The organism is Rhizobium sp. 01N447_2, from assembly GCF_056399245.1.
The window spans coordinates 91,602-111,950 of record NZ_JBFTQY010000016.1 but is presented as its reverse complement, the minus strand read 5'-3'; the positions used below and the strand labels follow the sequence as shown (position 1 = coordinate 111,950).

22 protein-coding genes are annotated in these 20,349 nt (G+C 62.0%); 9 read left to right on the top strand and 13 right to left on the bottom strand.

Translation table 11 applies throughout. The features are described from left to right. The first annotated feature begins 86 nt into the window (after nucleotides 1-86). The 3 genes from AC1ECN_RS13495 to moaB are packed head-to-tail and all read left to right on the top strand — an operon-like array spanning nucleotide 87 to nucleotide 3,439. On the top strand, nucleotides 87-1,919 hold the full coding sequence (locus AC1ECN_RS13495; protein ID WP_130672034.1) for a tetratricopeptide repeat protein: 1,833 nt from the start codon (nucleotides 87-89) through the stop codon (nucleotides 1,917-1,919). 57 nt (nucleotides 1,920-1,976) lie between these two features. Further along, nucleotides 1,977-2,888, top strand: a complete 912-nt coding sequence (locus AC1ECN_RS13490; protein ID WP_130672033.1) for a 4-(cytidine 5'-diphospho)-2-C-methyl-D-erythritol kinase — start codon at nucleotides 1,977-1,979, stop codon at nucleotides 2,886-2,888. Continuing rightward, nucleotides 2,888-3,439 (top strand): molybdenum cofactor biosynthesis protein B, encoded by a 552-nt coding sequence (moaB, locus tag AC1ECN_RS13485; RefSeq protein ID WP_018070115.1) that lies wholly within the window; start codon nucleotides 2,888-2,890, stop codon nucleotides 3,437-3,439. Before AC1ECN_RS13490 ends, moaB begins: the two co-directional genes overlap by 1 nt. Nucleotides 3,440-3,456: 17 nt before the next feature. Here the strand turns inward: moaB and AC1ECN_RS13480 are convergent, their stop codons facing one another. Further along, nucleotides 3,457-3,771: a hypothetical protein gene (locus AC1ECN_RS13480; protein ID WP_018070116.1), complete on the bottom strand. Its 315-nt coding sequence runs from the start codon at nucleotides 3,769-3,771 to the stop codon at nucleotides 3,457-3,459. Nucleotides 3,772-3,958: 187 nt separating this feature from the next. Continuing rightward, a complete protein-coding gene (locus AC1ECN_RS13475; protein WP_130672032.1) occupies nucleotides 3,959-4,477 on the bottom strand; it encodes a glycosyltransferase family 2 protein in 519 nt (172 codons plus the stop codon). Nucleotides 4,478-4,616: 139 nt separating this feature from the next. Between AC1ECN_RS13475 and AC1ECN_RS13470 the strand changes: the two genes are divergently transcribed. Beyond that, nucleotides 4,617-5,774 carry a PA0069 family radical SAM protein gene (locus tag AC1ECN_RS13470; protein ID WP_130672031.1) on the top strand — a complete coding sequence of 386 codons (1,158 nt, stop codon included), beginning with the start codon at nucleotides 4,617-4,619 and terminating at the stop codon, nucleotides 5,772-5,774. 301 nt (nucleotides 5,775-6,075) lie between these two features. Next, nucleotides 6,076-6,765 (top strand): ribonuclease HII, encoded by a 690-nt coding sequence (locus tag AC1ECN_RS13465; protein WP_018485943.1) that lies wholly within the window; start codon nucleotides 6,076-6,078, stop codon nucleotides 6,763-6,765. Between the two features lie 511 nt (nucleotides 6,766-7,276). Here the strand turns inward: AC1ECN_RS13465 and AC1ECN_RS13460 are convergent. The 8 genes from AC1ECN_RS13460 to AC1ECN_RS13425 all read right to left on the bottom strand — a co-directional run bounded on the left by AC1ECN_RS13460 (nucleotide 7,277) and on the right by AC1ECN_RS13425 (nucleotide 14,627). Continuing rightward, nucleotides 7,277-7,765: a F0F1 ATP synthase subunit B gene (locus AC1ECN_RS13460; protein WP_477953181.1), complete on the bottom strand. Its 489-nt coding sequence runs from the start codon at nucleotides 7,763-7,765 to the stop codon at nucleotides 7,277-7,279. Nucleotides 7,766-7,768: 3 nt separating this feature from the next. Next, nucleotides 7,769-8,392 carry a F0F1 ATP synthase subunit B gene (locus AC1ECN_RS13455; RefSeq protein ID WP_018070121.1) on the bottom strand — a complete coding sequence of 208 codons (624 nt, stop codon included), beginning with the start codon at nucleotides 8,390-8,392 and terminating at the stop codon, nucleotides 7,769-7,771. Nucleotides 8,393-8,469: 77 nt separating this feature from the next. Then, nucleotides 8,470-8,697 (bottom strand): F0F1 ATP synthase subunit C, encoded by a 228-nt coding sequence (locus AC1ECN_RS13450; RefSeq protein WP_003545854.1) that lies wholly within the window; start codon nucleotides 8,695-8,697, stop codon nucleotides 8,470-8,472. Between the two features lie 67 nt (nucleotides 8,698-8,764). After that, nucleotides 8,765-9,517, bottom strand: coding sequence for a F0F1 ATP synthase subunit A (locus AC1ECN_RS13445; protein WP_130654736.1), 753 nt, complete (start codon nucleotides 9,515-9,517; stop codon nucleotides 8,765-8,767). A gap of 62 nt (nucleotides 9,518-9,579) precedes the next feature. Further along, on the bottom strand, nucleotides 9,580-9,912 hold the full coding sequence (locus AC1ECN_RS13440; RefSeq protein ID WP_018070123.1) for an AtpZ/AtpI family protein: 333 nt from the start codon (nucleotides 9,910-9,912) through the stop codon (nucleotides 9,580-9,582). A 271-nt stretch (nucleotides 9,913-10,183) separates the two neighbouring features. Next, nucleotides 10,184-11,377, bottom strand: a complete 1,194-nt coding sequence (locus tag AC1ECN_RS13435; protein WP_130691381.1) for a cell wall hydrolase — start codon at nucleotides 11,375-11,377, stop codon at nucleotides 10,184-10,186. A gap of 355 nt (nucleotides 11,378-11,732) precedes the next feature. Then, the gene (locus tag AC1ECN_RS13430; RefSeq protein WP_130672027.1) at nucleotides 11,733-13,631 is read right to left on the bottom strand and encodes a potassium transporter Kup; all 1,899 of its coding nucleotides are present in this window, start codon (nucleotides 13,629-13,631) and stop codon (nucleotides 11,733-11,735) included. A gap of 18 nt (nucleotides 13,632-13,649) precedes the next feature. Then, entirely contained in the window at nucleotides 13,650-14,627 is a 978-nt protein-coding gene (locus tag AC1ECN_RS13425) for a magnesium transporter CorA family protein (protein WP_032995616.1), read from the bottom strand. A 39-nt stretch (nucleotides 14,628-14,666) separates the two neighbouring features. On the opposite strand from AC1ECN_RS13425, the gene AC1ECN_RS13420 reads away from it, so the two are divergent. After that, entirely contained in the window at nucleotides 14,667-14,903 is a 237-nt protein-coding gene (locus AC1ECN_RS13420) for a hypothetical protein (protein ID WP_018495067.1), read from the top strand. A gap of 169 nt (nucleotides 14,904-15,072) precedes the next feature. Here the strand turns inward: AC1ECN_RS13420 and AC1ECN_RS13415 are convergent, their stop codons facing one another. After that, a complete protein-coding gene (locus tag AC1ECN_RS13415) occupies nucleotides 15,073-16,233 on the bottom strand; it encodes an Mrp/NBP35 family ATP-binding protein (RefSeq protein WP_018070127.1) in 1,161 nt (386 codons plus the stop codon). 229 nt (nucleotides 16,234-16,462) lie between these two features. On the opposite strand from AC1ECN_RS13415, the gene AC1ECN_RS13410 reads away from it, so the two are divergent. After that, a complete protein-coding gene (locus AC1ECN_RS13410) occupies nucleotides 16,463-16,774 on the top strand; it encodes a hypothetical protein (RefSeq protein WP_130672026.1) in 312 nt (103 codons plus the stop codon). Here the strand turns inward: AC1ECN_RS13410 and AC1ECN_RS13405 are convergent. Together AC1ECN_RS13405 and AC1ECN_RS13400 are read right to left on the bottom strand one after the other, a co-directional pair. After that, nucleotides 16,767-17,501: a LuxR family transcriptional regulator gene (locus AC1ECN_RS13405; protein WP_130666610.1), complete on the bottom strand. Its 735-nt coding sequence runs from the start codon at nucleotides 17,499-17,501 to the stop codon at nucleotides 16,767-16,769. The genes AC1ECN_RS13410 and AC1ECN_RS13405 overlap by 8 nt on opposite strands. Nucleotides 17,502-17,755: 254 nt before the next feature. Beyond that, nucleotides 17,756-18,553 (bottom strand): IclR family transcriptional regulator, encoded by a 798-nt coding sequence (locus tag AC1ECN_RS13400; RefSeq protein ID WP_130672025.1) that lies wholly within the window; start codon nucleotides 18,551-18,553, stop codon nucleotides 17,756-17,758. 108 nt (nucleotides 18,554-18,661) lie between these two features. On the opposite strand from AC1ECN_RS13400, the gene AC1ECN_RS13395 reads away from it, so the two are divergent. Next, nucleotides 18,662-19,429 (top strand): SDR family NAD(P)-dependent oxidoreductase, encoded by a 768-nt coding sequence (locus AC1ECN_RS13395; RefSeq protein ID WP_197727435.1) that lies wholly within the window; start codon nucleotides 18,662-18,664, stop codon nucleotides 19,427-19,429. Next, the gene (locus tag AC1ECN_RS13390; protein ID WP_018070132.1) at nucleotides 19,429-20,346 is read left to right on the top strand and encodes a 2-dehydro-3-deoxygalactonokinase; all 918 of its coding nucleotides are present in this window, start codon (nucleotides 19,429-19,431) and stop codon (nucleotides 20,344-20,346) included. Before AC1ECN_RS13395 ends, AC1ECN_RS13390 begins: the two co-directional genes overlap by 1 nt. The last annotated feature ends 3 nt before the right edge of the window (nucleotides 20,347-20,349 follow it).

Sequence of the window (20,349 nt, the reverse complement as noted above, 5' to 3'; positions counted from 1 at the left end):
AAAGCCATCCTGTTGTGAATCAGTGATCGCAACTGGTTTTGCGACCGGCACCATTTGTCGGGACGCTGTCGAAGAAAGGTTTCCTAATGCGGCAGAGACTTGCCATCCGTCTTCTTACGAGCGCAGCGCTTGCAGCTGTCCTTTCGCTGGGCGGTGTCGGCGGCGTGAACGCCGAGGATGCGGCCAAGGCAGACGATGCCGGCACGGCCGCTCACTTTGATGCGGACAGCGTGACCACTTTCTCCGGCGCCTTCCTTGCGGCGCGCACCGCCGATGTCGACCATGACTACGAAACGGCGATCGAACTCTACAAGAAGGCGCTGCAGATCGAGCCCGGCAATCCCGAGATTCGCCAGCGGCTGATGATCTCTCTGCTGCTCAATGGCGACATCAAGGAGGGCGTCAAATACGCAAACGACCTCAAGGGCGATCCTTCCGTCGAGCGCATCACCACGATCGTGCGCGGCATGGATGCCGTGCGCCGCGACGACTACAAGACCGCCGAGTCCATCCTGAAATATAAGGGGCCGAACGATCTCGACCGGATGATGAACGACCTGCTGCTCGCCTGGGCCCGCGTCGGCGCCGGCCGCGGCAAGGACGCGCTATCCATGGTCGAGAAGATGAAGGGGCCGGACTGGTTCCGCATCTTCCAGAATTATAATGCCGGCGCGATCGCCATCGTCGCCGGCGACGTGAAATCCGCCCGCCAGCATCTGAACGATGCCGTGCTCGACAAGGAAGGCGGCGCGACGGCGCCGGATACCTTCATGCGCGCGGTGATGGCGCTTGCCCGCCTCGAAGCAACACAAGGCAACAAGCAGAAGGCGCTCGACGCCGTTTCCGTCGGCGACAACCTGCTGCCGAACTACGCGCCGCTGAACGCGCTGCGCGACAGCATCGAAAAGAACGAGAAGCAGGAACAGCAGGTCAAGACGGCCGAAGAAGGGGCTGCCGGCGTGCTCTTCTCCGTCGGCGGCGCGCTGAACCGCGACGGCGCCGAAGACATCGTCTCACTGTACCTGCAGACGGCCAATGCGCTCGATCCGAACAGCGCCGATACGCTGGTGCTGCTCGGCGGCATCGCCGAGAAGCAGAACCAGATGGACCGCGCCATCGCGCTCTACAAGAAGGTGCCGGAGAATTCGCCGATGCGGCGCATCTCCGAGCTGCAGCTCGGCCTTGCCCTTGCCCAGGGCGGCAAGGTGGACGAGGCGCGCAAGCACCTGCAGGCGCTGATCGCCTCCGACCCGAAGGACATCCGCAGTTACCTCGCCTATGGCAGCGTGCTCTCCGACGCCAAGGACTACGCGGCGATGGCCACCAATTACGACAAGGCCGTCGACGCGATCGGCCCCCTTCCCGGCCGCTCCAACTGGAGCGTCTTCTTCCAGCGCGGCATTGCCTATGAGCGGCTGAAGAAGTGGGACCAGGCGGAGCCGAACTTCCGCAAGGCGCTGGAGCTCAATCCCGACCAGCCGCAGGTGCTGAATTATCTCGGCTATTCCTGGATCGACATGAACCGGAACCTCGACGAAGGTCTCGGCATGATCAAGAAGGCCGTCGACCTTCGCCCTGACGACGGCTACATCATCGATTCGCTCGGCTGGGCCTATTTCCGCCTCAACCGCTTCGACGATGCCGTCGACGAGCTGGAGCGGGCCGCACAGATCAAGGCCGGCGACGCGACGATCAACGACCATCTCGGCGACGCCTACTGGCGCGTCGGGCGCAAGCTCGAGGCCGTCTACCAGTGGAACCGGGCGCTCAGCTCCGAGCCCGAAGCTGCCGAGATCCCGAAGATCAAGGACAAGGTCACCAACGGACTGCCCCCCGCCAGCGACGATGCCAAGGCGGCCGACAAGAAGCAGCCGGATCCGGCACCCGTCATTCCGCCGCCGGTCGACAAGAAATCCTGACGGGCGGGAGGCATGTCTGAAATAGACTTGGCCGGATACAGGTCAAAGAAATAGAGCATGATGTCGTCCGAAAACCGCTCACACTTTTCGGCATCATGCTCCAGCATCACCGAGGAAGCTCGCGCGAAGATCAACCTGGCCCTGCATGTGACGGGCCAGCGGCCGGATGGCTATCATCTGCTCGATATGCTGGTGACCTTCGCAGATCACGGCGACCGGCTGGAGTTCATGCCGTCGCCGACCGATGAGTTCACCCTGTCGGGCCGTTTTGGCGGAACACTTGCCGGCGACAGCGGCACCAACCTGGTGCTGAAGGCCCGCGACCTCCTGCGCACGGCGATCGGTCCCCTCGCCTTCCCCGTCCGCATCCATTTGGAAAAGAACCTGCCTGTTGCCTCCGGCATCGGCGGCGGCTCGGCCGATGCGGCTGCGACGCTGCGCGGGCTGATGCGGCTCTGGGGCGCGACGTTGCCCGAGGAGGCGCTCGCAGCTGTCGCCCTGAAGCTCGGCGCCGACGTGCCGATGTGCCTGGAGAGCCGGCCGCTGATTGCCCGCGGCATCGGCGAAGAGCTCGAACCCGTGCCGGAGCTGCCGGCCTTTGCCATGGTGCTCGCCAATCCGCTGAAGGGCGTCTCGACGCCCGAGGTTTTCCGCCGGCTGGCGGAGAAAAACAATCCGGCTCTGCGCCTGGCACCGAGCCGGCCTCAGACTGCCGACTGGCTCGCGGCAATTGCTGCTGCTCGCAACGACCTGGAGCCGCCGGCGCGCGAACTCGTGCCCGAGATCACGGCGATCGCGGCAATGCTGCAAGCGAACGGCGCGCTTCTGACCCGCATGTCCGGTTCCGGCGCCACCTGTTTTGGCATATTTGCGAGCATGACCGCCGCCGAAGATGCGGCGGCAGCTCTTCACGACGCGCGCCCTGACTGGTATTTCCAGGCGACGGAAACGGTATCGGGAGGCGCATGATGGCAGGTCTGGACGAAAAACGGCCCTTCATCGCGGTCGGCATTGCGGTTCTGACTGTCTCGGATACCCGCACACCGGAGACGGACAAGTCAGGCGACACGCTGGCGGCGCGGATCACGGAGGCAGGCCACAAGCTGGTCGACCGGGGAATCGTGCCCGATGATCGTGCGGCGATTGCCGCGCGGGTGAAGGCCTGGACTGAGAACGAAGACATAGACGTCGTCATCACCACTGGCGGCACCGGCTTTACCGGCCGCGACGTGACGCCCGAGGCGCTGGAACCTTTGTTCGAAAAGCGGATGGACGGCTTTTCCGCCATCTTCCACCGGATCTCCTACGAGAAGATCGGCACGGCGACGATCCAGTCGCGCGCCACGGCAGGCGTTGCCAACGCCACCTTCATCTTCGTGCTGCCGGGTTCGCCCGGCGCCTGCCGGGATGCCTGGGACGGCATTCTGAAAGGACAGCTCGACTATCGCAGCGCGCCGTGCAATTTCGTCGAGATCATGCCGCGTCTGGACGAGCACCTGAAACGCGGCGCGACGAAGTAAACCCATTTGCGATTGCTCTATGTCGCAAGGCCCGGCAGGATGGGCATCGTGTCCCAGCTGTCACCCGACAGCAGGACGCAGCTTATCCCGTGAACATCCGTGACGATGAGTGTCCAGGTGCCGCTTTCGGCGGCATAGACCTCGAGAATGGCGTTCTGGTTGATCAGTCCGACTGCCGTGAGCTTTTCGGCGAAGTTCTTGTCCAGGAAATTGACGATTTCGGGTCGGCCTGCGCAACTGCGCATCATCTGCGATGCTGCCGAATGCGGATGCGCGATCACCAATGTCGGCAATATGACGGCGATGAGGCCGTAGACCATACTGCGTACCATGACGCACCTCCTTTCGCCGGGACCCCGGCAGAAGAGGAGATTTTCGCTGACCTGTTCTGCCGTTCACCGGCATTCCATGGCCATTCCGTTGCGAAGCGAGGCGCTTCGACGGCGCCATGTTTGAATTATAGCGCAAAATCCTATTGGGCGCCATCTTTTGCGCGAACTATGGAGAGGGTCGCGACACCTACCGCGCAGCGCGGGCGACCCAGGAGGGAATGAGTTCACTCGCCAACCGGCGCGGCTTCTGGCCCTTGACGAATTCGGTCAGCTGCATGCCGCTTTTGGCGATGGCGAGTGCCTGCTTCTTCGGCAGGAGAAAGCCGAGTTCCAGCGGCGGCACGGCCCGGCCGACACGCTGGAAGAACGGGCGCCGGTAGCCACGCGATGCGGTGAAGCGCGCCGGCAGTTTGTTCAGCGCCACATATTCGGCGACCTCATCGATCCAGCCGGCCTGGGGTCTTGCACCCGGCTCGACGAAAAGCAACCATTCGCCGCGGGCGGCGCGGACGATGTCCTTGATATCCCATTGCGAATGGAAGCGGCAGCCGGCGGCGTCGGCGACCCGCGAGGTGCCGTCGCGCGAGCCGTGATCGAGCACGACCACATCGCTCACCAGCCCCTCCACTGCGCCTGCCACCAGTACCGATAAAGTCTGTGCCAGCTCAGATTCCTGATCCTGACATTCGAGAACAACCGTCAACATTGACTATTTATAATGCGCCGCACAAATTTTTGCCAGCACCGTTTTCCTCATTTTGTTCTTGCCTTGTTCTCATTTTGCGGATAGGAATTTAATCAGCAAAACGGGCGGGAGCGATGGCTTTCCGCCGCGGGAGAATCCGATGAGAGAGCAGTCCCTGGCAGGGCAGGCCGCATTCGCGCCTGCCAATACGGCAGATATTGCCGATGCGATGATCGTTTCCTCCGGTCTGAGAGTCGAGGTCGATCGGCGGCGCGGGCGTGGGGCGGGACTGAACCCGACAGGGCGGTTCGAGGCGCTGCAGCGGGAGACCGTCGACGATGGCTGGCAGACGTGGGAAGAACTGCCGCCGTTCAAGACGGAAGTGCAGGTCGAGAAACCGCGCACGGCAATCACCCGCAACGAATCGCCGGACATTCCCTTCGATCGTTCGATCAATCCCTATCGCGGCTGCGAGCACGGCTGCATCTATTGCTTCGCCCGGCCGACGCACGCCTATATGGGGCTTTCTGCAGGGCTCGATTTCGAGACGAAGCTGTTTGCCAAGCCCGATGCGGCAAAACTCCTGGAGCGGGAACTCGCCAAACCCGGCTACAAGGTGCGGGTGATCGCGATCGGCACCAATACAGATCCCTATCAGCCGATCGAGAAGGAATGGCGCATCATGCGCGGCATTCTCGAGGTGTTGAACAAGGCGAACCATCCGGTGTCGATCGTCACCAAGTCGGCGATGATCCTGCGTGATCTCGACATTCTGCAGGAGATGGCAGCTAAGAACCTGCTGCGCGTCGGCATCTCGGTGACCACGCTGGATCGCAAGCTTGCCCGGACGATGGAGCCACGTGCCGCCACGCCGCCGCGGCGGCTGGAGACAATCCACACGCTTGCCGAAGCAGGCATCCAGACGGCTGTGCTGGCCGCCCCGCTCATCCCGGCACTGAACGATCATGAGCTGGAGCGTATTCTCGAATCGGCGAAGGCGGCCGGTGCTGCCGAGGCGAGCTATGTCATCCTCAGGCTGCCGCTCGAGGTCAGCCCACTGTTTCGCGACTGGCTGCTGCAGCATTACCCCGATCGTTACCGGCATGTGATGTCGCTGGTGCGCTCGATGCGCGGTGGCAAGGATTATGATGCCGAATTCGGCAAGCGCATGAAGGGCGCCGGCCCCTATGCCTGGCAGATCGCCCGGCGCTTTGAAATGGCAGCCCGACGTTTCAGCCTGACACGACGCAGCATGCCGCTGCGCGACGATCTGTTCGTACCGCCCGATGGCAGCGGCGTGCAGCTGTCGTTGCTCTAACCTTTTGTTTTTACGCAATTCAGGCAAAATCGCTTCGCGCTTTGCCTGGGAAAAGCCGCTTCACACTTTTCCTGGAATTGCTTCCAACCTTTTACGCAATTTCGGACGGAAAACCGCGCCGCACTTTTCCTGGAATTGCTTCTAGCTTGCGCATCGGCTCTCGAGAAAACCGCCCTGTTTTCGCGCCCGAGCGCAATTCCCGCGGATGGCCCTGACCGCCACCATCCGCCGGAGCGTCCCCGGCCGCCGCCCTGATCCGGGGACTTGCGGGCAATCGGGTTGGCGTGCGAGGTTCAGCCGCATGAAACCTCGCACGCCACCCGATTCTCCCCTGCTTTTCGACACGGTTCCGCTCGTGCCGGATTTCCGACTGGAACTCAAAGCCCGCAAGGCCGGCCACTGGCCGGTCGCGGGTGCCGACGAGGCAGGCCGCGGGCCGCTGGCGGGACCCGTCGTGGCTGCTGCCGTCATCCTTGATCCCCGGCGCATCCCTGAGGGTCTCAACGATTCCAAGCAGCTTTCGGCGCAACGGCGCGAGGAACTGTTCGTGCAGATTCTGGCGACTGCGACCGTCTCCATCGCCTCCTCCAGTTCGACGCGTATCGACGAGACGGATATCCGCAAGGCAAGCCTCGACGCCATGCGGCGCGCCATCTGCAGCCTCGCCATTCCGGCAAGCTACGTGCTGACCGACGGGCTCGACGTGCCGCCCGGCCTCGATTGCCCCGGACAGGCCGTGGTCAAGGGCGATGCCCGCTCGGTCTCGATCGCCGCCGCTTCGATTGTCGCCAAGGTGACGCGTGACCGGATGATGGCGCGAGCACATAGCGTGTTTCCGGATTACGGTTTTGCCGCGCATGTGGGCTATGGCACGGCGCAGCACCGCGCCGGCATCGAGAAGCACGGCCCCTGCTCCCTGCACCGGATGAGCTTCAGGCCGTTGCGCAAGACCGAGAACGGTCCTGAGACGGACGAGTTGCTTTCCGAATAGGTCAACTTCAAGAAGAATGAGAAGGCCAGAACACGCGCTATAAAAGGCGCGTGAGGAACGGAGAGGTTGCTGCATGCCCTCTTCTCCCCTCGGGGAGAAGGTGCCGGCAGGCGGATGAGGGGGCCGCGCGGCACATCCTTCACATAAAACTATTCCGGCACGCCGACGGTAACGCCGTTCCCCAGCGCCCTGAATGCGGTCCAGACGATGTCATCGCAGCCGAAACCTGCATGGACGCTATTGGGGAAGACCGGCTTCGCCGGCTCCCTCATCCGCCCTACGGGCACCTTCTCCCCGCTGGGGGGAATCGAGACGTTGCGGCATGCCCTTCGCCTTTGCTTACGACGGTCCAAAGGACGGCACGAGACACGTGACTCGACCCAGGTGAAGATGGCAATGCCGGATCAACGGCACCACATTGTCCTCCGCACGAGGAGCAAAGAACACGCTTTCTCAACAAAAGAAAAGGCCGGGACATGCCCGGCCTTCCCTCTCAATCTTTTCGAAACGCTCAGTTGAGCCGCGTCTTGACCTGGCCGACGGCATTGCCGAAGAGCTCGGACTGGACCTTGGCGTCGGCCCGCTTGGCAAGCACGGTTTCTGCGGCCGCAATAGCAAGATCGACGGCAGCGGAACGCACCGCTTTCATCGCCTCGACCTCGGCCTGCTTGATCTTCTGCTCGGACAGCGCCGTGCGATTGGCGACGAATTCTTCCGTCTTCTTCTTCGCTTCGGCGGTCAGCATTTCGGCTTCGCGTTCGGCGGCGGCAACGATGTGGGCCGCTTCGGCTTCCGCTTCCTTGCGCTTGCGCTGGTATTCGGCGAGCAGGTGCTGGGCTTCCTCGCGCTGACGCTTGGCTTCGGCCAGATCGTTGCGGATCTGGTCGGCGCGGTCGTCGAGCGACTTCGCCATCATGCCCGGAACCTTCAGGTAAACGACCAGCGCAAGAAAGAGGACGAGGCCGACAAGGGCGAAGAAAGTCGCATCAAGAAATTCCATCGATCAAGCCTCCTTCTTGGCGGCCGCAACGGCGGCGGCGACATCGGCCTTGGCGACGGTGCCGCCGATCAGCTGATCGATAACGGCAGCTGCCGTTTCCTCGGCAATGGTGCCGACATCGGCGAAGGCCTTGGCCTTGATCTCGCCGATGCGGACCTCGGCAGCCTTGATCTTTTCCGACAGGCTTGCCTCGACGGCGCGGCGATCCTCTTCGGCCTTGGCCTTGGCAGCGTCGCGTGCGGCAGTGCCGATCGCATTGGACTTGGCACGGGCAGCGGCCAGTTCACCTTCATAGGTCCGGACGGCGGCGTCGGCCTCCGCCTTCAGGCGGCCTGCTTCTTCCACATCCTGGGAGAGGCGCGTGTGACGCTGATCGAGGATCGCCCCGATGCGCGGCGCGATGACCTTTTGCATGAGCAAATAGAAGACGCCGAACGTGATCACCAGCCAGAGCAGCTGGGACGCGTAGGTCGTCGAATCGAAAGGCGGGAAGGGGCCGCGGGCGTGTCCGCCTTCGGCAACACCAGTCTCGGTATGGACCTCGCCTGCGGCCGGAGCGGCATGCGCATCCGTACCCGTCGCTGCCGCCGGTGCTTCCTCAGCGTAAGCCGGGGTCACAAAAAACATGCTCACCTCCAGGTGGACTGCAAATGCAAAGGATCACGGCTTGCAATCGCAGGCCGTGATCCATCTATTCGCCGATATCAGACGGCGAAGAGGAGGAGGAGAGCGACGAGCAGCGAGAAGATGCCCAGAGCTTCCGTAACGGCGAAGCCGAATACCAGACGGCCGAACTGGCTGTCAGCGGCAGACGGATTGCGCAGAGCGCCGGAGAGGTAGCTGCCGAAAATATTGCCGAGGCCGAGAGCCGTACCGGCCATACCAAAGCAAGCCAGGCCTGCACCGATGTACTTTGCTGCTTCCGCTTCCATGTTGAACTCCTTTGAAATGGTTGTTGCGGCGAATGACTGACGCCCTTTGACGTCGTTGTCGTTATCCTTAGTGCCCGCCCGGATGGATCGCGTCATTGAGGTACATGCAAGTCAGCACCGCAAAGACGTAAGCCTGGAGGAAGGCGACGAGGAACTCGAGACCGGTCAGGGCGACCGTCATGATGAGAGGAAGAACGGCTCCACCGACACCGACAGCACCGAGGGCTCCAAGCGAGGCGACGAAGCCTGCGAACACCTTCAGCGTGATGTGACCGGCGAGCATGTTGGCGAAAAGACGAACCGAGAGCGAAATCGGACGGGAGAGGAAGGAGATGATTTCGATCGTGACGACCAGCGGCAACAGGATGCCCGGTACGCCCGAGGGCACAAATACATTCAGAAACTTGAAGCCGTGCTTGTAGAAACCGTAGACGACAACCGTGCCGATGACGAGGATCGCCAGCGCGGCGGTAACGATGATCTGGCTCGTCACCGTGAAGAAATACGGGAACATGCCGAGCAAGTTCGCCGTCAGCACGAACATGAAGAGCGAGAAGACCAGCGGGAAGAATTTCATTCCCTGCTTGCCGGCGCCTTCCTTCAGCATATTTGCGATGAATTCGTAGGACATTTCCGCGATGGACTGCGAACGGCCCGGCACGATGGCGCGGTTCGAGGTCGCGAAATAAAGGAAGCCGGCGGCAGCGGCGGCCGAAACGGCCATGAAGAGCGATGCATTGGTAAACGAAAAATCAATTCCGCCGATTTCGATCGGCACAATCTTCTGGATCAGGAACTGATGAGTCGGATCGTTAGACACCGCTTGTTCTCTCTCTTTGGCCCGCAGAACGCGGGGTCATTGCACTGGACCGGACCCGGTCCTTATTTCTTGTCGTCGTCCAGGGGATGGGCCACCACCCCCGCAGAACGCATCACGTTCAGAACGCCGGCACAAAATCCGAGAAGCAGAAGAACAATCAAACCCCAAGGCGCCGTGCCAACAAAACGGTCGAGGACATAGCCAAGGACGGCACCGACGACGATTGCGGAAATGAACTCGCTGGAAAGCTTCATCGCCTGGGCATAACCTTTGCGGCTTACCTCGGCACGGGCTTCCCTGGCCTCGTCCTCTCCCGTCTCGACGCGCTTGGTCGCGAGTTTCGCTTCCAATTGCGCACGGCGCTTCTCAAGACTTTCCTCGCGGTCGTCCGCCATGGATCTCTCCTCGTCTGCCCGTCGCCCGCACTCCCGCTACCCCGGTCATTCGGACCCCGGACGCGAAGGTTGAGACCCTTCCGGCCCGTTCTGAAGTCGCGCGCAACATAGTTTTAGGGATTAGCATAGTCAAGGCGTAGACAGCTTCTGTCCAGCGAGAAAATAATTCCATCAAATCAAAGAGATAAATCGACTCTGGGTCGATCGCGCAAATTCGACGGAAAGAATCCGCTTTTCCGGGCCGGAAATCGGCTTACCCAAGCGATTTATCTCAGCTCCAGCCGCCGCCATAGGTGCGATAGAAGACATGAAGTCCGATGCGGCCGACCTTTTCCATGGTCTTTGCCCATTTCGGTCTGACATAGACGGCATGGTAATGCGTCGCCGAACCTACCTGCGGCAGCCAGATCTTGCCGGCGGTCACCGCCATCGCCACATCGCGGGCGACTCGCCAGTGATATTCCGAGTTCACCCTGTCCTTGATGCTGTCGCATGCAAAGGAAAACTGGCAGCGGTTGCGCCAATCCTCGTTCTGATAGACGACACCGCAGATCGTATGGGGATAGGCCGGATTGCGGACGCGGTTGAGGATGACCTGGGCAACGGCCGCCTGCCCCTTCACCGATTCCCCGCGCGCTTCGAAATAGATACCAGAGGCGAGGCATTGCTGCTCGCCGGCGGAAAAGACGCTCGACGGCAGCACGCTTGCGGCCCAGGCGTGGTCGCGCGGGCCGATTTCCGGGACGAAGCGGCCGCTGTCCTGATCGGCCAGGATGGAATCGAACGGCGACTGGCGGGAATAGTCGGGTGCTGCCGGCGCATAGGCGGTGGCCAGCACATCGGCCTTGTTGCTGGTGATCAGGCTTGCAAGCATCGCCGGCACGCCATTGTCGGTCACGACAGGCTGCTTCTTATAGAAAGATGTGGCGATCTCGATTTCCTTGCCCTGGATCTTCGGCTTGACGAAGGCCGAGCGGTCCTTGAGATCGAAGCTCGGGGTGAAGAGCATCTTGGTACGTTCGAGGATCGAGCCGGCGGAAAAATCCTTCGGCGGCTGCATCTGCTCGACGGCGACGACGCGCCCCTTCTTGGTGCGGCGATTGACGCGATCCTCGTCCGGCGTGTCCTCGTGGCCCCTATCCTTGGCAGTGCCCTTGTCGTTGGCGGTGAAGGCGACCTTGCGGCCATCGGGCAGCACCATGCCGGCACCGGCAGAGATCGAACCCGTCACCATCGGCTCGGCGAAGGCGAGTTCGGCCTGGTGGATGGAGCCGGCCGGCGAATTGGTCAGCACCATGCGCCAGCTCTCACCCTCATGATCGAGGCCGGCAAGCATGGCAGCGAGATCGGCATGGGAGGCGACGCTCGGGAAAATCAGCCAGCCGGCGAGACCGAAGATGACGGGCGACACCCAATTCTCGGGAATAAGACGCAGCTTGCTACGGGAAGGGCTCTTTCGACGCAACACGGACTCCGGCATGGAACGCGGGAACATTCCATTGAAAATCTCGCATTAACCTTGATGTCCGGTTAACGGGCTGTGCCGAAATGTGACCGTGAGAACTTTTGGATGTTCTAATGTGGCTGGTAATTTCGTGAAGTGAGGTGTGTCGCAGCTTTGTGAAAGTCCCCTCCCCACCTTGCGAAAGTCCCCTCCCCAACCCCTCCCCACAAGCGGGAGGGACTAATTTGCGGCGCTCGCACGCAACTAACATCAGCCTTTCTGCGGATGAAACGATGAAGTGGGAAGCGCCGGAGCGGCAGATTAAGCCCCTCCCCCTTGTGGGGAGGGGTTTGGGGCGGGGTCTTTGCCCCACTCATCAAATAATAACGTGCGAGCCGAGTTCCACCACGCGGTTGGCCGGCAGGCGGAAGTAGTCCGAGGGGTTGGCGGCGGCGTTGGCGAGCGCGATGTAGAGCCGGTCCTGCCAGTAGGGCATGCCCGACTTGGCGTCCGGCACCAGCTTGCGGCGGCCGAGATAGAAGGAGGTCGACATGATGTCGAATTTCAGTCCCGTCTTGCGCAGCGTCGCCAAGGCCTGCGAGACGTTTTGCGATTCCATGAAGCCGAAGAGCAGTTCGACACGGGAGAAACGCTCGGAAATCTGCTCGACCCTGTAGCGGTCTTGGCTCGGGACGCGCGGTTTGTTGACCGTGCGGATCGTCAGGATGACGTTGCGGTCGTGAAGCACGTGGTTGTGCTTGAGATTGTGCAGCAAGGCGGCGGGGGCCGATTCCGGATCGCTGGTCAGGAAGATCGCGGTGCCCGGAACCTGGGCCGGCGAATGTTCGCTCTTGCGCTCGATCGAGCTGACGAAGGAGGCAAGCGGAATATCGGTGTGGCGGGTCTTTTCCATCAGGATCGCCGTGCCGCGACGCCAGGTCCACATGACGACGGTAAAGGCGGTGGCGATCATGATCGGGATATAGCCGCCGTCGTGGATCTTCAAAAGGTTGGCGCCGAGGAAGATCATTTCGAGCACGACCAGCGGCGCGAGCGCGATCACCGCAACAGGAAGCGACCAGTTCCAGCGGGCGCGGACGAATTCGAAGGCCATGATCGAGGTGACGACCATGGCGCCGGTGACGGAGATGCCATAGGCGGTCGCCAGCGCGTCCGAAGTCTTGAAACTCAAGACCAGGAAGATGACGCCGATGAACAGCACGGCATTGACCGAAGGCACGAAGATCTGCCCGGTATTGGTTTCCGAGGTGAAGAGGATTTCCATGCGCGGCAGGAAGCCGAGGTTGATGCCCTGGCGCACCATCGAGAAGGCGCCGGTGATGACAGCCTGGCTGGCGATGATCGTCGCAGCGGTTGCCAGGATGACGACCGGCAGCAACGCCCATTTCGGATACATCAGATAGAAGGGATCGGACATCGTCATCGGATTGCCGAGAACGAGCGCGCCCTGCCCGAGATAGTTCAGCGTCAGCGCCGGGAAAACCAGCAGGAACCAGGCCCACTGGATCGGGCGGCGGCCGAAATGGCCGAGATCGGCATAGAGCGCCTCAGCACCGGTCACCGTCAGGAAGACAGCGCCGAGCACGACGACGCCGTAGAAGCCCTCATGCAGCAAGAAGCTGACCGCATAATAGGGGTTGAAGGCAGCAAGGATGCCGTAATCGTCCGAGATATGGGAAATGCCGGCGGCGGCCATGACGAGGAACCAGACGGCGGTGATCGGGCCGAAGAACCTCGCGACGGCGCCGGTGCCGCGCGATTGCACGACGAAGAGCAGCGCCAGGATCACCACCGAGATCGGCACGATATAATCCGCGAGGCTGGGTGTGACGAGCTTCAGACCCTCGACGGCCGAGAGCACCGATAGAGCCGGCGTGATCATCGCATCCCCGAGGAAGAGGGCAGCACCCATCAGGCCAAGCAGCATCAGGACGGCGGTATGGCCGTTGGCGGTCTTCATCAGAAGGGCGAGCAGCGACAGAGTGCCGCCCTCGCCGTCGTTGTCGGCGCGCAGCAGGAAGAGCACATATTTGATGGTGACGATGATCGTCAGCGCCCAGATCATCAGCGAGATCAGGCTGATGACTTCAAAACGGGTGACGCCGTCATGGGCCACCGGCTTCAACGCCTCGCGAAAGGCATAGAGCGGGCTGGTACCGATATCGCCGTAGACGACACCGACGGAACCCAGCGCGAGATAGAACAGCTTTCGCGGCGTCATATGGCGTTCGTTCGGATGGCTCTCTTCGGACATGAAGTTGTAACAGGCTCCTCAGAGCCAGCCTTTCCAGCGGAAAAAGAAAAAGGGGATGACGGCTGAAATCACCATCAGGGCCAGCGAATAGGGATAACCCGCGACCCAGGTCAGCTCCGGCATGACCTGAAAGTTCATACCATAGATGGAGGCGACCAATGTCGGCGGCAAGAACACCACCGAGGCAATCGAGAAAATCTTGATGATCGAGTTCTGCTCGATGTTGATCAGCCCGAGCGAAGCATCGAGCAGGAAGGTGATGTTGGCGGCGACGAAGGAAGCATGCTCCGACAGTGACTGGACATCGCGCGAGACGGTGCGGCAGAGCTCCTTCGCCTCGCGGTCCTGCTGGATCGCCGGGGTCGTGTGAAAGAACGTCAGCAGGCGGGCGAGCGACCCGAGACTGTCGCGCACCTTGCTGATCATCCGGTGATGGCCGGCAATATCGCGCAACTTCTCCTCGAGGTAGTTCGAGGGCTTGCGCACCTTCCTTGCCCGATCGCCGAAGACATGCGTCGACAAGATGTCGAGGCGCGAGATGGAGATCTCGAGGATCTCGGCGGTGCGGTCGACGATCGTCTCCAAGAGCTTGGCAAGAAGGGCGGCACCACTGCGCCAGTTTTCCGGCAGCCGGTGGAGGGCGGCGATGAACAGCGCAAAGGATTTGGGATGGGCGTAGCGAATGGTGACCAGGCGGTTTCCGGCCAGGATGAAGGCGACGTCGGTCAGCGTCGGTACGTCGGTGTCAGCCTTCCAGAGCAGCGAAGCAGTCATGAAGACGGCGTCTTTTTCGACATAGAGACGGGCGGATGGCTCGATATCCTTGAGATCGTCGCGGGTCGGGACCTCGATGCCGAGAACCTTCTCGACATAGAGTTCCTCGTCGCGGGTCGGCTCGATCATGTCGATCCATACGACATCCTCGGGAAAGGAGGCGGCATGCGACAGATCGCGGATCTCGACCGACTTGCAATTGGAACAGTAAGCGGTAATCACCGGTAGTCTCTCCGGCTGCATCCAACCTCAAAGGCCGGCATGCGCATTGTGCTCAACCGCATCGCAGTTCCCAATCCTTCGATCGACAAGACAACTCCGAACTTGCAGGCGGGCCGGACCCTTCGAAACGAAGACGGCCTCATTGAGCATCTGCAGCAAAACGCCATCATGGCGCCGCGGCATATGAAGCAAAGCCGTGAAATAATCAAGACATCTTCCGTGAAGCGCGGCTTTTCACCACGTTTCCCCCACAATTTGGGGTATCCGCCGCGGTGATTCGGCTCGCTAAAGCACCTCGCATCGAACCCGATTCATGCGACGCGCGTCAACTCTTTGGTTTATGCATGTCGTTATCCCCGAACCGCTGCACACTTCCGGGCGGCATGCATTTGTTGTGATGCATGCCGTTATCCCGGAACCGCTGCACACTTCCGGGCGGCATGCATTATTCGAAGACGATCGCCGGTGCCGGGCGCTGGGACTGGCCGACGACCTGCTCCCAGACCTTGGCGGCGATGCCGCGATAGATGCCGGCGACGACGCCGTTCGGCTCGGAGGCGACGAGCGGCGTGCCGGCGTCGGAGGTTTCGCGGATGTTCATCGTCAGCGGGACTTCGCCGAGGAAGGGCACGCCAATGCGCTCGGCCTCCTTGCGGGCGCCGCCATGGCCGAAGATGTCGTAGCGGGTGCCGGTATCAGGGGCGATGAAATAGCTCATGTTCTCGACGATGCCGAGCACAGGCACCTCGACCTTGCGGAACATGTTGAGGCCCTTGCGGGCATCGATCAGAGCGAGATCCTGCGGCGTCGAGACGATGACGGCGCCGGCAAGCGGCACCTGCTGGGCCATGGTCAGCTGCGCGTCGCCGGTGCCGGGCGGCATGTCGACGACGAGGACGTCGAGCTCGCCCCAGGCGACTTCGCGCAGCATCTGCAGCAGCGCCGACTGGACCATCGGCCCGCGCCAGATCATCGCCGTCTCCTCGTCGACAAGGAAGCCCATCGACATGACCTTGAGGCCATAATTCTCCATCGGATTGATGATGCGGCCGTCGATCTGCGTCGGGCGGCCGGATATCTTCAGCAGTCGCGGCATCGAGGGACCGTAGATGTCGGCATCGAGAATGCCGACGCGAAGACCGTTGGCGAGCAGGCCGAGTGCAAGATTGACGGCGGTGGTCGACTTGCCGACCCCACCCTTGCCCGAGGCGACCGCGATGATGGCGCCGATGCCGGGCACACCGATCTTGCCGGCGCGCGGCGGCTGTTGAGGGGCGTGAGCCCCGTGATCGTGGCCGGCATGGCCGTGCGGCGGGTTCGGCGCAGGGCGAGCAGCCGGAGCGGCGGCGGCGGCCTTCTTGTCCGCCGTCAGTGTGACAAGGGCACCCTTGACGCCTGGCATTTCCTTGATGACGCGCTCGGCGGCGAGCCGCATCGGCTCCAGCTCTTTGGCGCGATCGGCCGGGACGGTGATGGAGAAATAAACCTTGCCGTCGGAGATGAAGACGTCGGAGACCATGCCGAGCTCGACGATATCGTGCTCGAGATCGGGTCCACGCACGGTCTTCAGCGTTTCGAGAACTTGTTCCTTGGTGACGTCGGCCATTCCACCCTCACTGCTTCTTGCAGATCACAAATAGTGGAGACGGAAGCCTTCGCCAAACAAAATCATCGGGAGGAAAATGCGGCGCGCCAAAAGAGCGCCGGGGAGAATTGGCAATCCGTTGCGGCCATCAAGTCCGCCGGGCTTTCGCCCTGATGGCCGCAACGGTCTCCCCGAGAACCGGCGCAATCCGGGGCGAACTAGCGCAAGCCGAAAAAAAGACCAGCAAAAAGTGAACAAGGAAGATGAAATCGCCAACAGCTGCGAAAGAAGCGGTGCCAAAACGCAACAACCGCCGCCGACACCGAAGAGCCGGGAGAAAAGCGGCATCGGCGTCGGGCAGCGGTGTGTCGGCCGCGCCATTTCCTGGCGCTGGTCTCAAAGTCCCCTCTGGACCTCTCGCAGAAGAGATGCAGAAAGCGTGCCAGATGGAAAATCAGGAAAAGGAGCGCAAAAGCGCTTGCGGCAGCCCCTCAGCGGGAAAGATATGCCTACGCGCTGGGCGGCTTCGAAAGCAGTCGGTTGTTTTTTGCAACTTATTTGATCAGGCCGATGCGTAGCGCCTTGGCCACGGCCTGGGTGCGGTTGACCGTGTCGAGCTTCTTGGTGGCGCGGTTGAGGTAGTGATTGACCGTGTGCTCGGAGAGGGTGAGGATTTCGGCGATTTCAGCACTGGTCTTGCCGGCCGCCGTCCAGTTGAGGCAATCAATCTCGCGGTCGGTCAGCGTGTCCGTCATGCGCGTATCGAGGTTGCGGATCTCGGCCAGCCTGTCGAAGACGTGGATGGCGATGTAGCACAGCTCGCGCATCTCGGCCGGACTGAAGGGCTCGCGGTCGCCGGCGAAAGAGATGGCGCCGCGCAGGCCGGAGGGCTCATGCGTCGGGAAATAGGCGCAACGCATCATCTTGAAACGTTCGAACAGCGAGGTAACGAGAATGGACTTGCCGTCGTCCCGCGACCAGTTCTGGCGCGACATGTCGTAGAAGAAGGGCCGCGCGGATGTTCTGAGGCGCCTGAGGACCGGACTGTTCACCATCAGGCCTTCCTGGTCGTAGAGAGCCAGAAGCTCGGCCGGCCAGCTGGTGATGACGGTGCTGCCCTGAAGATCCAAGGAGGTGATCGGCGGCAGGTTGAGGACCATGAAGGCACGGCTGCGATAGGCTTCCGTCACCCGTTTCATGAAACGGAAAATATCGAACTGGGTCTTCAGGCCCGCTATTTCCTGAACATAATCGTCTTCTTCCATGGATGTTTGCGACAAGGGTGCCATCACATTTCTTCATCTTCGGCACAGCGGCCGGCAAACCGTTTGCGAAACCTGCCCGCTATGGGTGTTTCGATTGTATCGGGGAACGACGATCGCTGGTGGAATCGGCTTCAGCGTTGAGCGTTCGGCCGGTGACTGGTTGTAGATTTCGCGGACCGTTCTAGTTGTGGTGATTCGTCCGCAAATCTCAATATCGCGCTCATCATAAGCATGCTCTGCGATCGCGTCCAGCAGCGGGCCGATTGCGATTTTTTCCCTCAGCGGCGCGGACCGAGACGGACGCGCATGCCTTCCATGATCCTCCCAGCCGCCAACTGAACCGGAACGGCCCACTGGTGCAGAAGTTCCATCGACAACCGATAGGCCGGGCCGGTAATCGAAATGCCACCCATAAAGGTCCGATCCTCCGACCAGACGGGTGCGGCAATGCAGCGGATGCCGGCCTCATGCTCCTCGCGGTCGAAGGCATAGCCCTGATCGGCAATCTCGCGGATTTCGGGAAGCAGCGTTTCGGCTGAGACATGGGTCGAGGCGGTAAAGCTGGTGAAGTTCAAGCCGGCGACGAGATCGACAAGGCCTTCGGCCGGCAGCAGCGACAAGGCGGCCTTGCCGACGCCGGTGCAATAACAGGGCGAGGCATTGCCGATCTGCGAATACATGCGCACCGGCTGACGGCCTTCGACCTTATCGAGATAGATGATCGACTGTCCGCGGAGAACGCCGAGATGCACCGTCTCGCCGGTCGCCCGCTGCAGATCGGCGAGGTGCGGCTCGGCGATCAAGCGGAATTCGTTGCGCGCCCAGCTGCGCGCGGCGAAATCGAGCAGGCGCAGGCCTGGCGCATAGCGGCCGTCGCCATCGAGCTCGATCAGCCCTTCCTCCACCAAGTGGCTCAGCTGGCGATGCAGCGTGCCGCGCGGCTGGCCGGCGAGAGCCAGGATATCGGTGAAACGCAGCGGCGCATCCGCATGGGTGACAAGATCGAGCAGAACCATCAGTTTGCCGAGCGTGCCGGTCTCGCGGGCGCGTGCTGCGCCGTCGCCGTTTGAATTCATCGCTTCATCCACCCTTGACAGAAAGGGCACTGTAATTCGATAATTCCATATAGTCAAATTAAGTTCCAAATAATGGAACAATGATAAGGTCGGGAGGCGACGGTGACCATGATGCCAGCAGCACAATTTCCTGAGTTCAAAGACCGAGCCGTGCTCGTGACCGGCGGTGGATCGGGCATCGGTGCTGCGATCGTCGAAGGTTTCGCGCGCCAAGGCGCCAAGGTCTCGTTCATCGATATCGCCGAGGCCGCCGGCCGCGAGCTCGCCGAAAGGCTATCGCGGGAGACCACGCATCCGGTCTCCTTTTACCACGCCGATCTGCGCGACATCGAAGCGATCCGGCGCACGGTCGATAGCGTTATTGCGAGCTCTGGGCCGATCCGCGTGCTGGTCAACAATGCCGCCTGGGACGACCGCCATGAATTTGACGAGGTGACCGAGGCCTATTGGGACAACAACCAGGCGGTCAACCTCAAGCATGTGTTCTTTACCTCGCAGGCAGTCGTGCCGTCGATGCGGACGGCCGGCGGCGGGGCGATCATCAATATGTCGTCGATCGCCTTCAAGCTGAACATGGGCGGCTTTCCCGCCTATGCGGCAGCCAAGGCGGCGGTCGTCGGGCTGACGAAGAGCCTGGCGGGCAGGCTCGGGCCGGAGAACATCCGGGTCAACTGCATCCTGCCCGGCATGGTGGTCACCGAACGGCAGATTCAGCACTGGCTCACCGAGGAGAGCATTGCGCGCTCGGTCGAGGACCAGTGCCTGAAGGTTGCGCTCAAACCCGATGCGATCGTCGGTCCCTGCCTGTTTCTTGCATCCGACTGCGCGGCGGCGATGACCGCCCAGTCCCTGATTGTCGATGGAGGCGTTCTGTAATGGCAAATCCCGCTTATGTCGCGGTGGACTGGGGCACCAGCAGCTTTCGGCTGTGGCTGATCGGCAGGGACGGCACCGTCCTTGCCGAACGCCGCAGCGGCGAAGGCATGACGAGCGCGGCAAAGACCGGCTTTTCCGCCGTGCTTGCCAGCCATCTCACCGCCATCGAGGCGCCGGAAAACCTGCCGGTGATCGTCTGCGGCATGGCCGGCGCAAGGCAGGGCTGGGTCGAGGCCGGTTATATCGACGTACCCGCCCCGCTTGCCTCGATCCTGACCGGGGCGGTCTCCGTGCCAGGCGAAAGCCGCGACATCCGCATCCTGCCGGGCCTTGCCCAGCGGGACATCGCGATGCCCGACGTCATGCGCGGTGAGGAAACCCAGCTTCTCGGCGCGCTCGGCCGCGCAAGCTCGGGGGCGCAGGCTGTCTGCATGCCCGGCACGCATTCGAAATGGGTGCATGTGACGGACGCCAAGGTCACCGGCTTTTCGACCTTCATGACCGGCGAGCTTTTCGACGTCATCAGCAAACACACGATCCTTTCGCATGCCGTTGCCGGCGCGGGAGAGCAGCCGGCGGATGCGGCAGCCTTCGAGGCGGCGGTCTCGGCCGCTTTCGCACGCCCGGCCCTGGCCTCCAACCTGCTCTTTGCCGCCCGGTCCGGCCAGCTCCTGCACGGCATATCCGCCGCTGCCGCGCAAGCCCGGCTTTCTGGCACGCTGATCGGCCTCGAAATCGCCGGGGCGCTGCAGGATGCGGCAAACGGCACCACCATCACCCTCGTCGCCTCCGGGCGCCTGCAGGCGCTCTACGAACAAGCCTTCGGAACCCTCTCCCTTGCCTTCACCGCCATCGACGCCGACGCCGCCGTGCGCCGCGGGCTTTCGGCTGCCGCCGAAGCCATCTGGCCGAATTGAGAA

Excerpts from the sequence above, each read along its gene's own strand:
- AC1ECN_RS13405 (WP_130666610.1), bottom strand. The coding sequence starts at position 17,501 with ATGGCACCCTTGTCGCAAACATCCATGGAAGAAGACGATTATGTTCAG.
- AC1ECN_RS13395 (WP_197727435.1), top strand. The coding sequence starts at position 18,662 with ATGATGCCAGCAGCACAATTTCCTGAGTTCAAAGACCGAGCCGTGCTC.
- AC1ECN_RS13450 (WP_003545854.1), bottom strand. The coding sequence starts at position 8,697 with ATGGAAGCGGAAGCAGCAAAGTACATCGGTGCAGGCCTGGCTTGCTTT.
- AC1ECN_RS13480 (WP_018070116.1), bottom strand. The coding sequence starts at position 3,771 with ATGGTACGCAGTATGGTCTACGGCCTCATCGCCGTCATATTGCCGACA.
- AC1ECN_RS13495 (WP_130672034.1), top strand. The coding sequence starts at position 87 with ATGCGGCAGAGACTTGCCATCCGTCTTCTTACGAGCGCAGCGCTTGCA.
- AC1ECN_RS13455 (WP_018070121.1), bottom strand. The coding sequence starts at position 8,392 with ATGTTTTTTGTGACCCCGGCTTACGCTGAGGAAGCACCGGCGGCAGCG.
- AC1ECN_RS13415 (WP_018070127.1), bottom strand. The coding sequence starts at position 16,233 with ATGGCCGACGTCACCAAGGAACAAGTTCTCGAAACGCTGAAGACCGTG.
- AC1ECN_RS13440 (WP_018070123.1), bottom strand. The coding sequence starts at position 9,912 with ATGGCGGACGACCGCGAGGAAAGTCTTGAGAAGCGCCGTGCGCAATTG.
- AC1ECN_RS13400 (WP_130672025.1), bottom strand. The coding sequence starts at position 18,553 with ATGAATTCAAACGGCGACGGCGCAGCACGCGCCCGCGAGACCGGCACG.
- AC1ECN_RS13490 (WP_130672033.1), top strand. The coding sequence starts at position 1,977 with ATGATGTCGTCCGAAAACCGCTCACACTTTTCGGCATCATGCTCCAGC.
- AC1ECN_RS13475 (WP_130672032.1), bottom strand. The coding sequence starts at position 4,477 with ATGTTGACGGTTGTTCTCGAATGTCAGGATCAGGAATCTGAGCTGGCA.
- AC1ECN_RS13470 (WP_130672031.1), top strand. The coding sequence starts at position 4,617 with ATGAGAGAGCAGTCCCTGGCAGGGCAGGCCGCATTCGCGCCTGCCAAT.
- AC1ECN_RS13460 (WP_477953181.1), bottom strand. The coding sequence starts at position 7,765 with ATGGAATTTCTTGATGCGACTTTCTTCGCCCTTGTCGGCCTCGTCCTC.
- moaB (WP_018070115.1), top strand. The coding sequence starts at position 2,888 with ATGGCAGGTCTGGACGAAAAACGGCCCTTCATCGCGGTCGGCATTGCG.
- AC1ECN_RS13420 (WP_018495067.1), top strand. The coding sequence starts at position 14,667 with ATGCGCATTGTGCTCAACCGCATCGCAGTTCCCAATCCTTCGATCGAC.
- AC1ECN_RS13390 (WP_018070132.1), top strand. The coding sequence starts at position 19,429 with ATGGCAAATCCCGCTTATGTCGCGGTGGACTGGGGCACCAGCAGCTTT.
- AC1ECN_RS13465 (WP_018485943.1), top strand. The coding sequence starts at position 6,076 with ATGAAACCTCGCACGCCACCCGATTCTCCCCTGCTTTTCGACACGGTT.
- AC1ECN_RS13430 (WP_130672027.1), bottom strand. The coding sequence starts at position 13,631 with ATGTCCGAAGAGAGCCATCCGAACGAACGCCATATGACGCCGCGAAAG.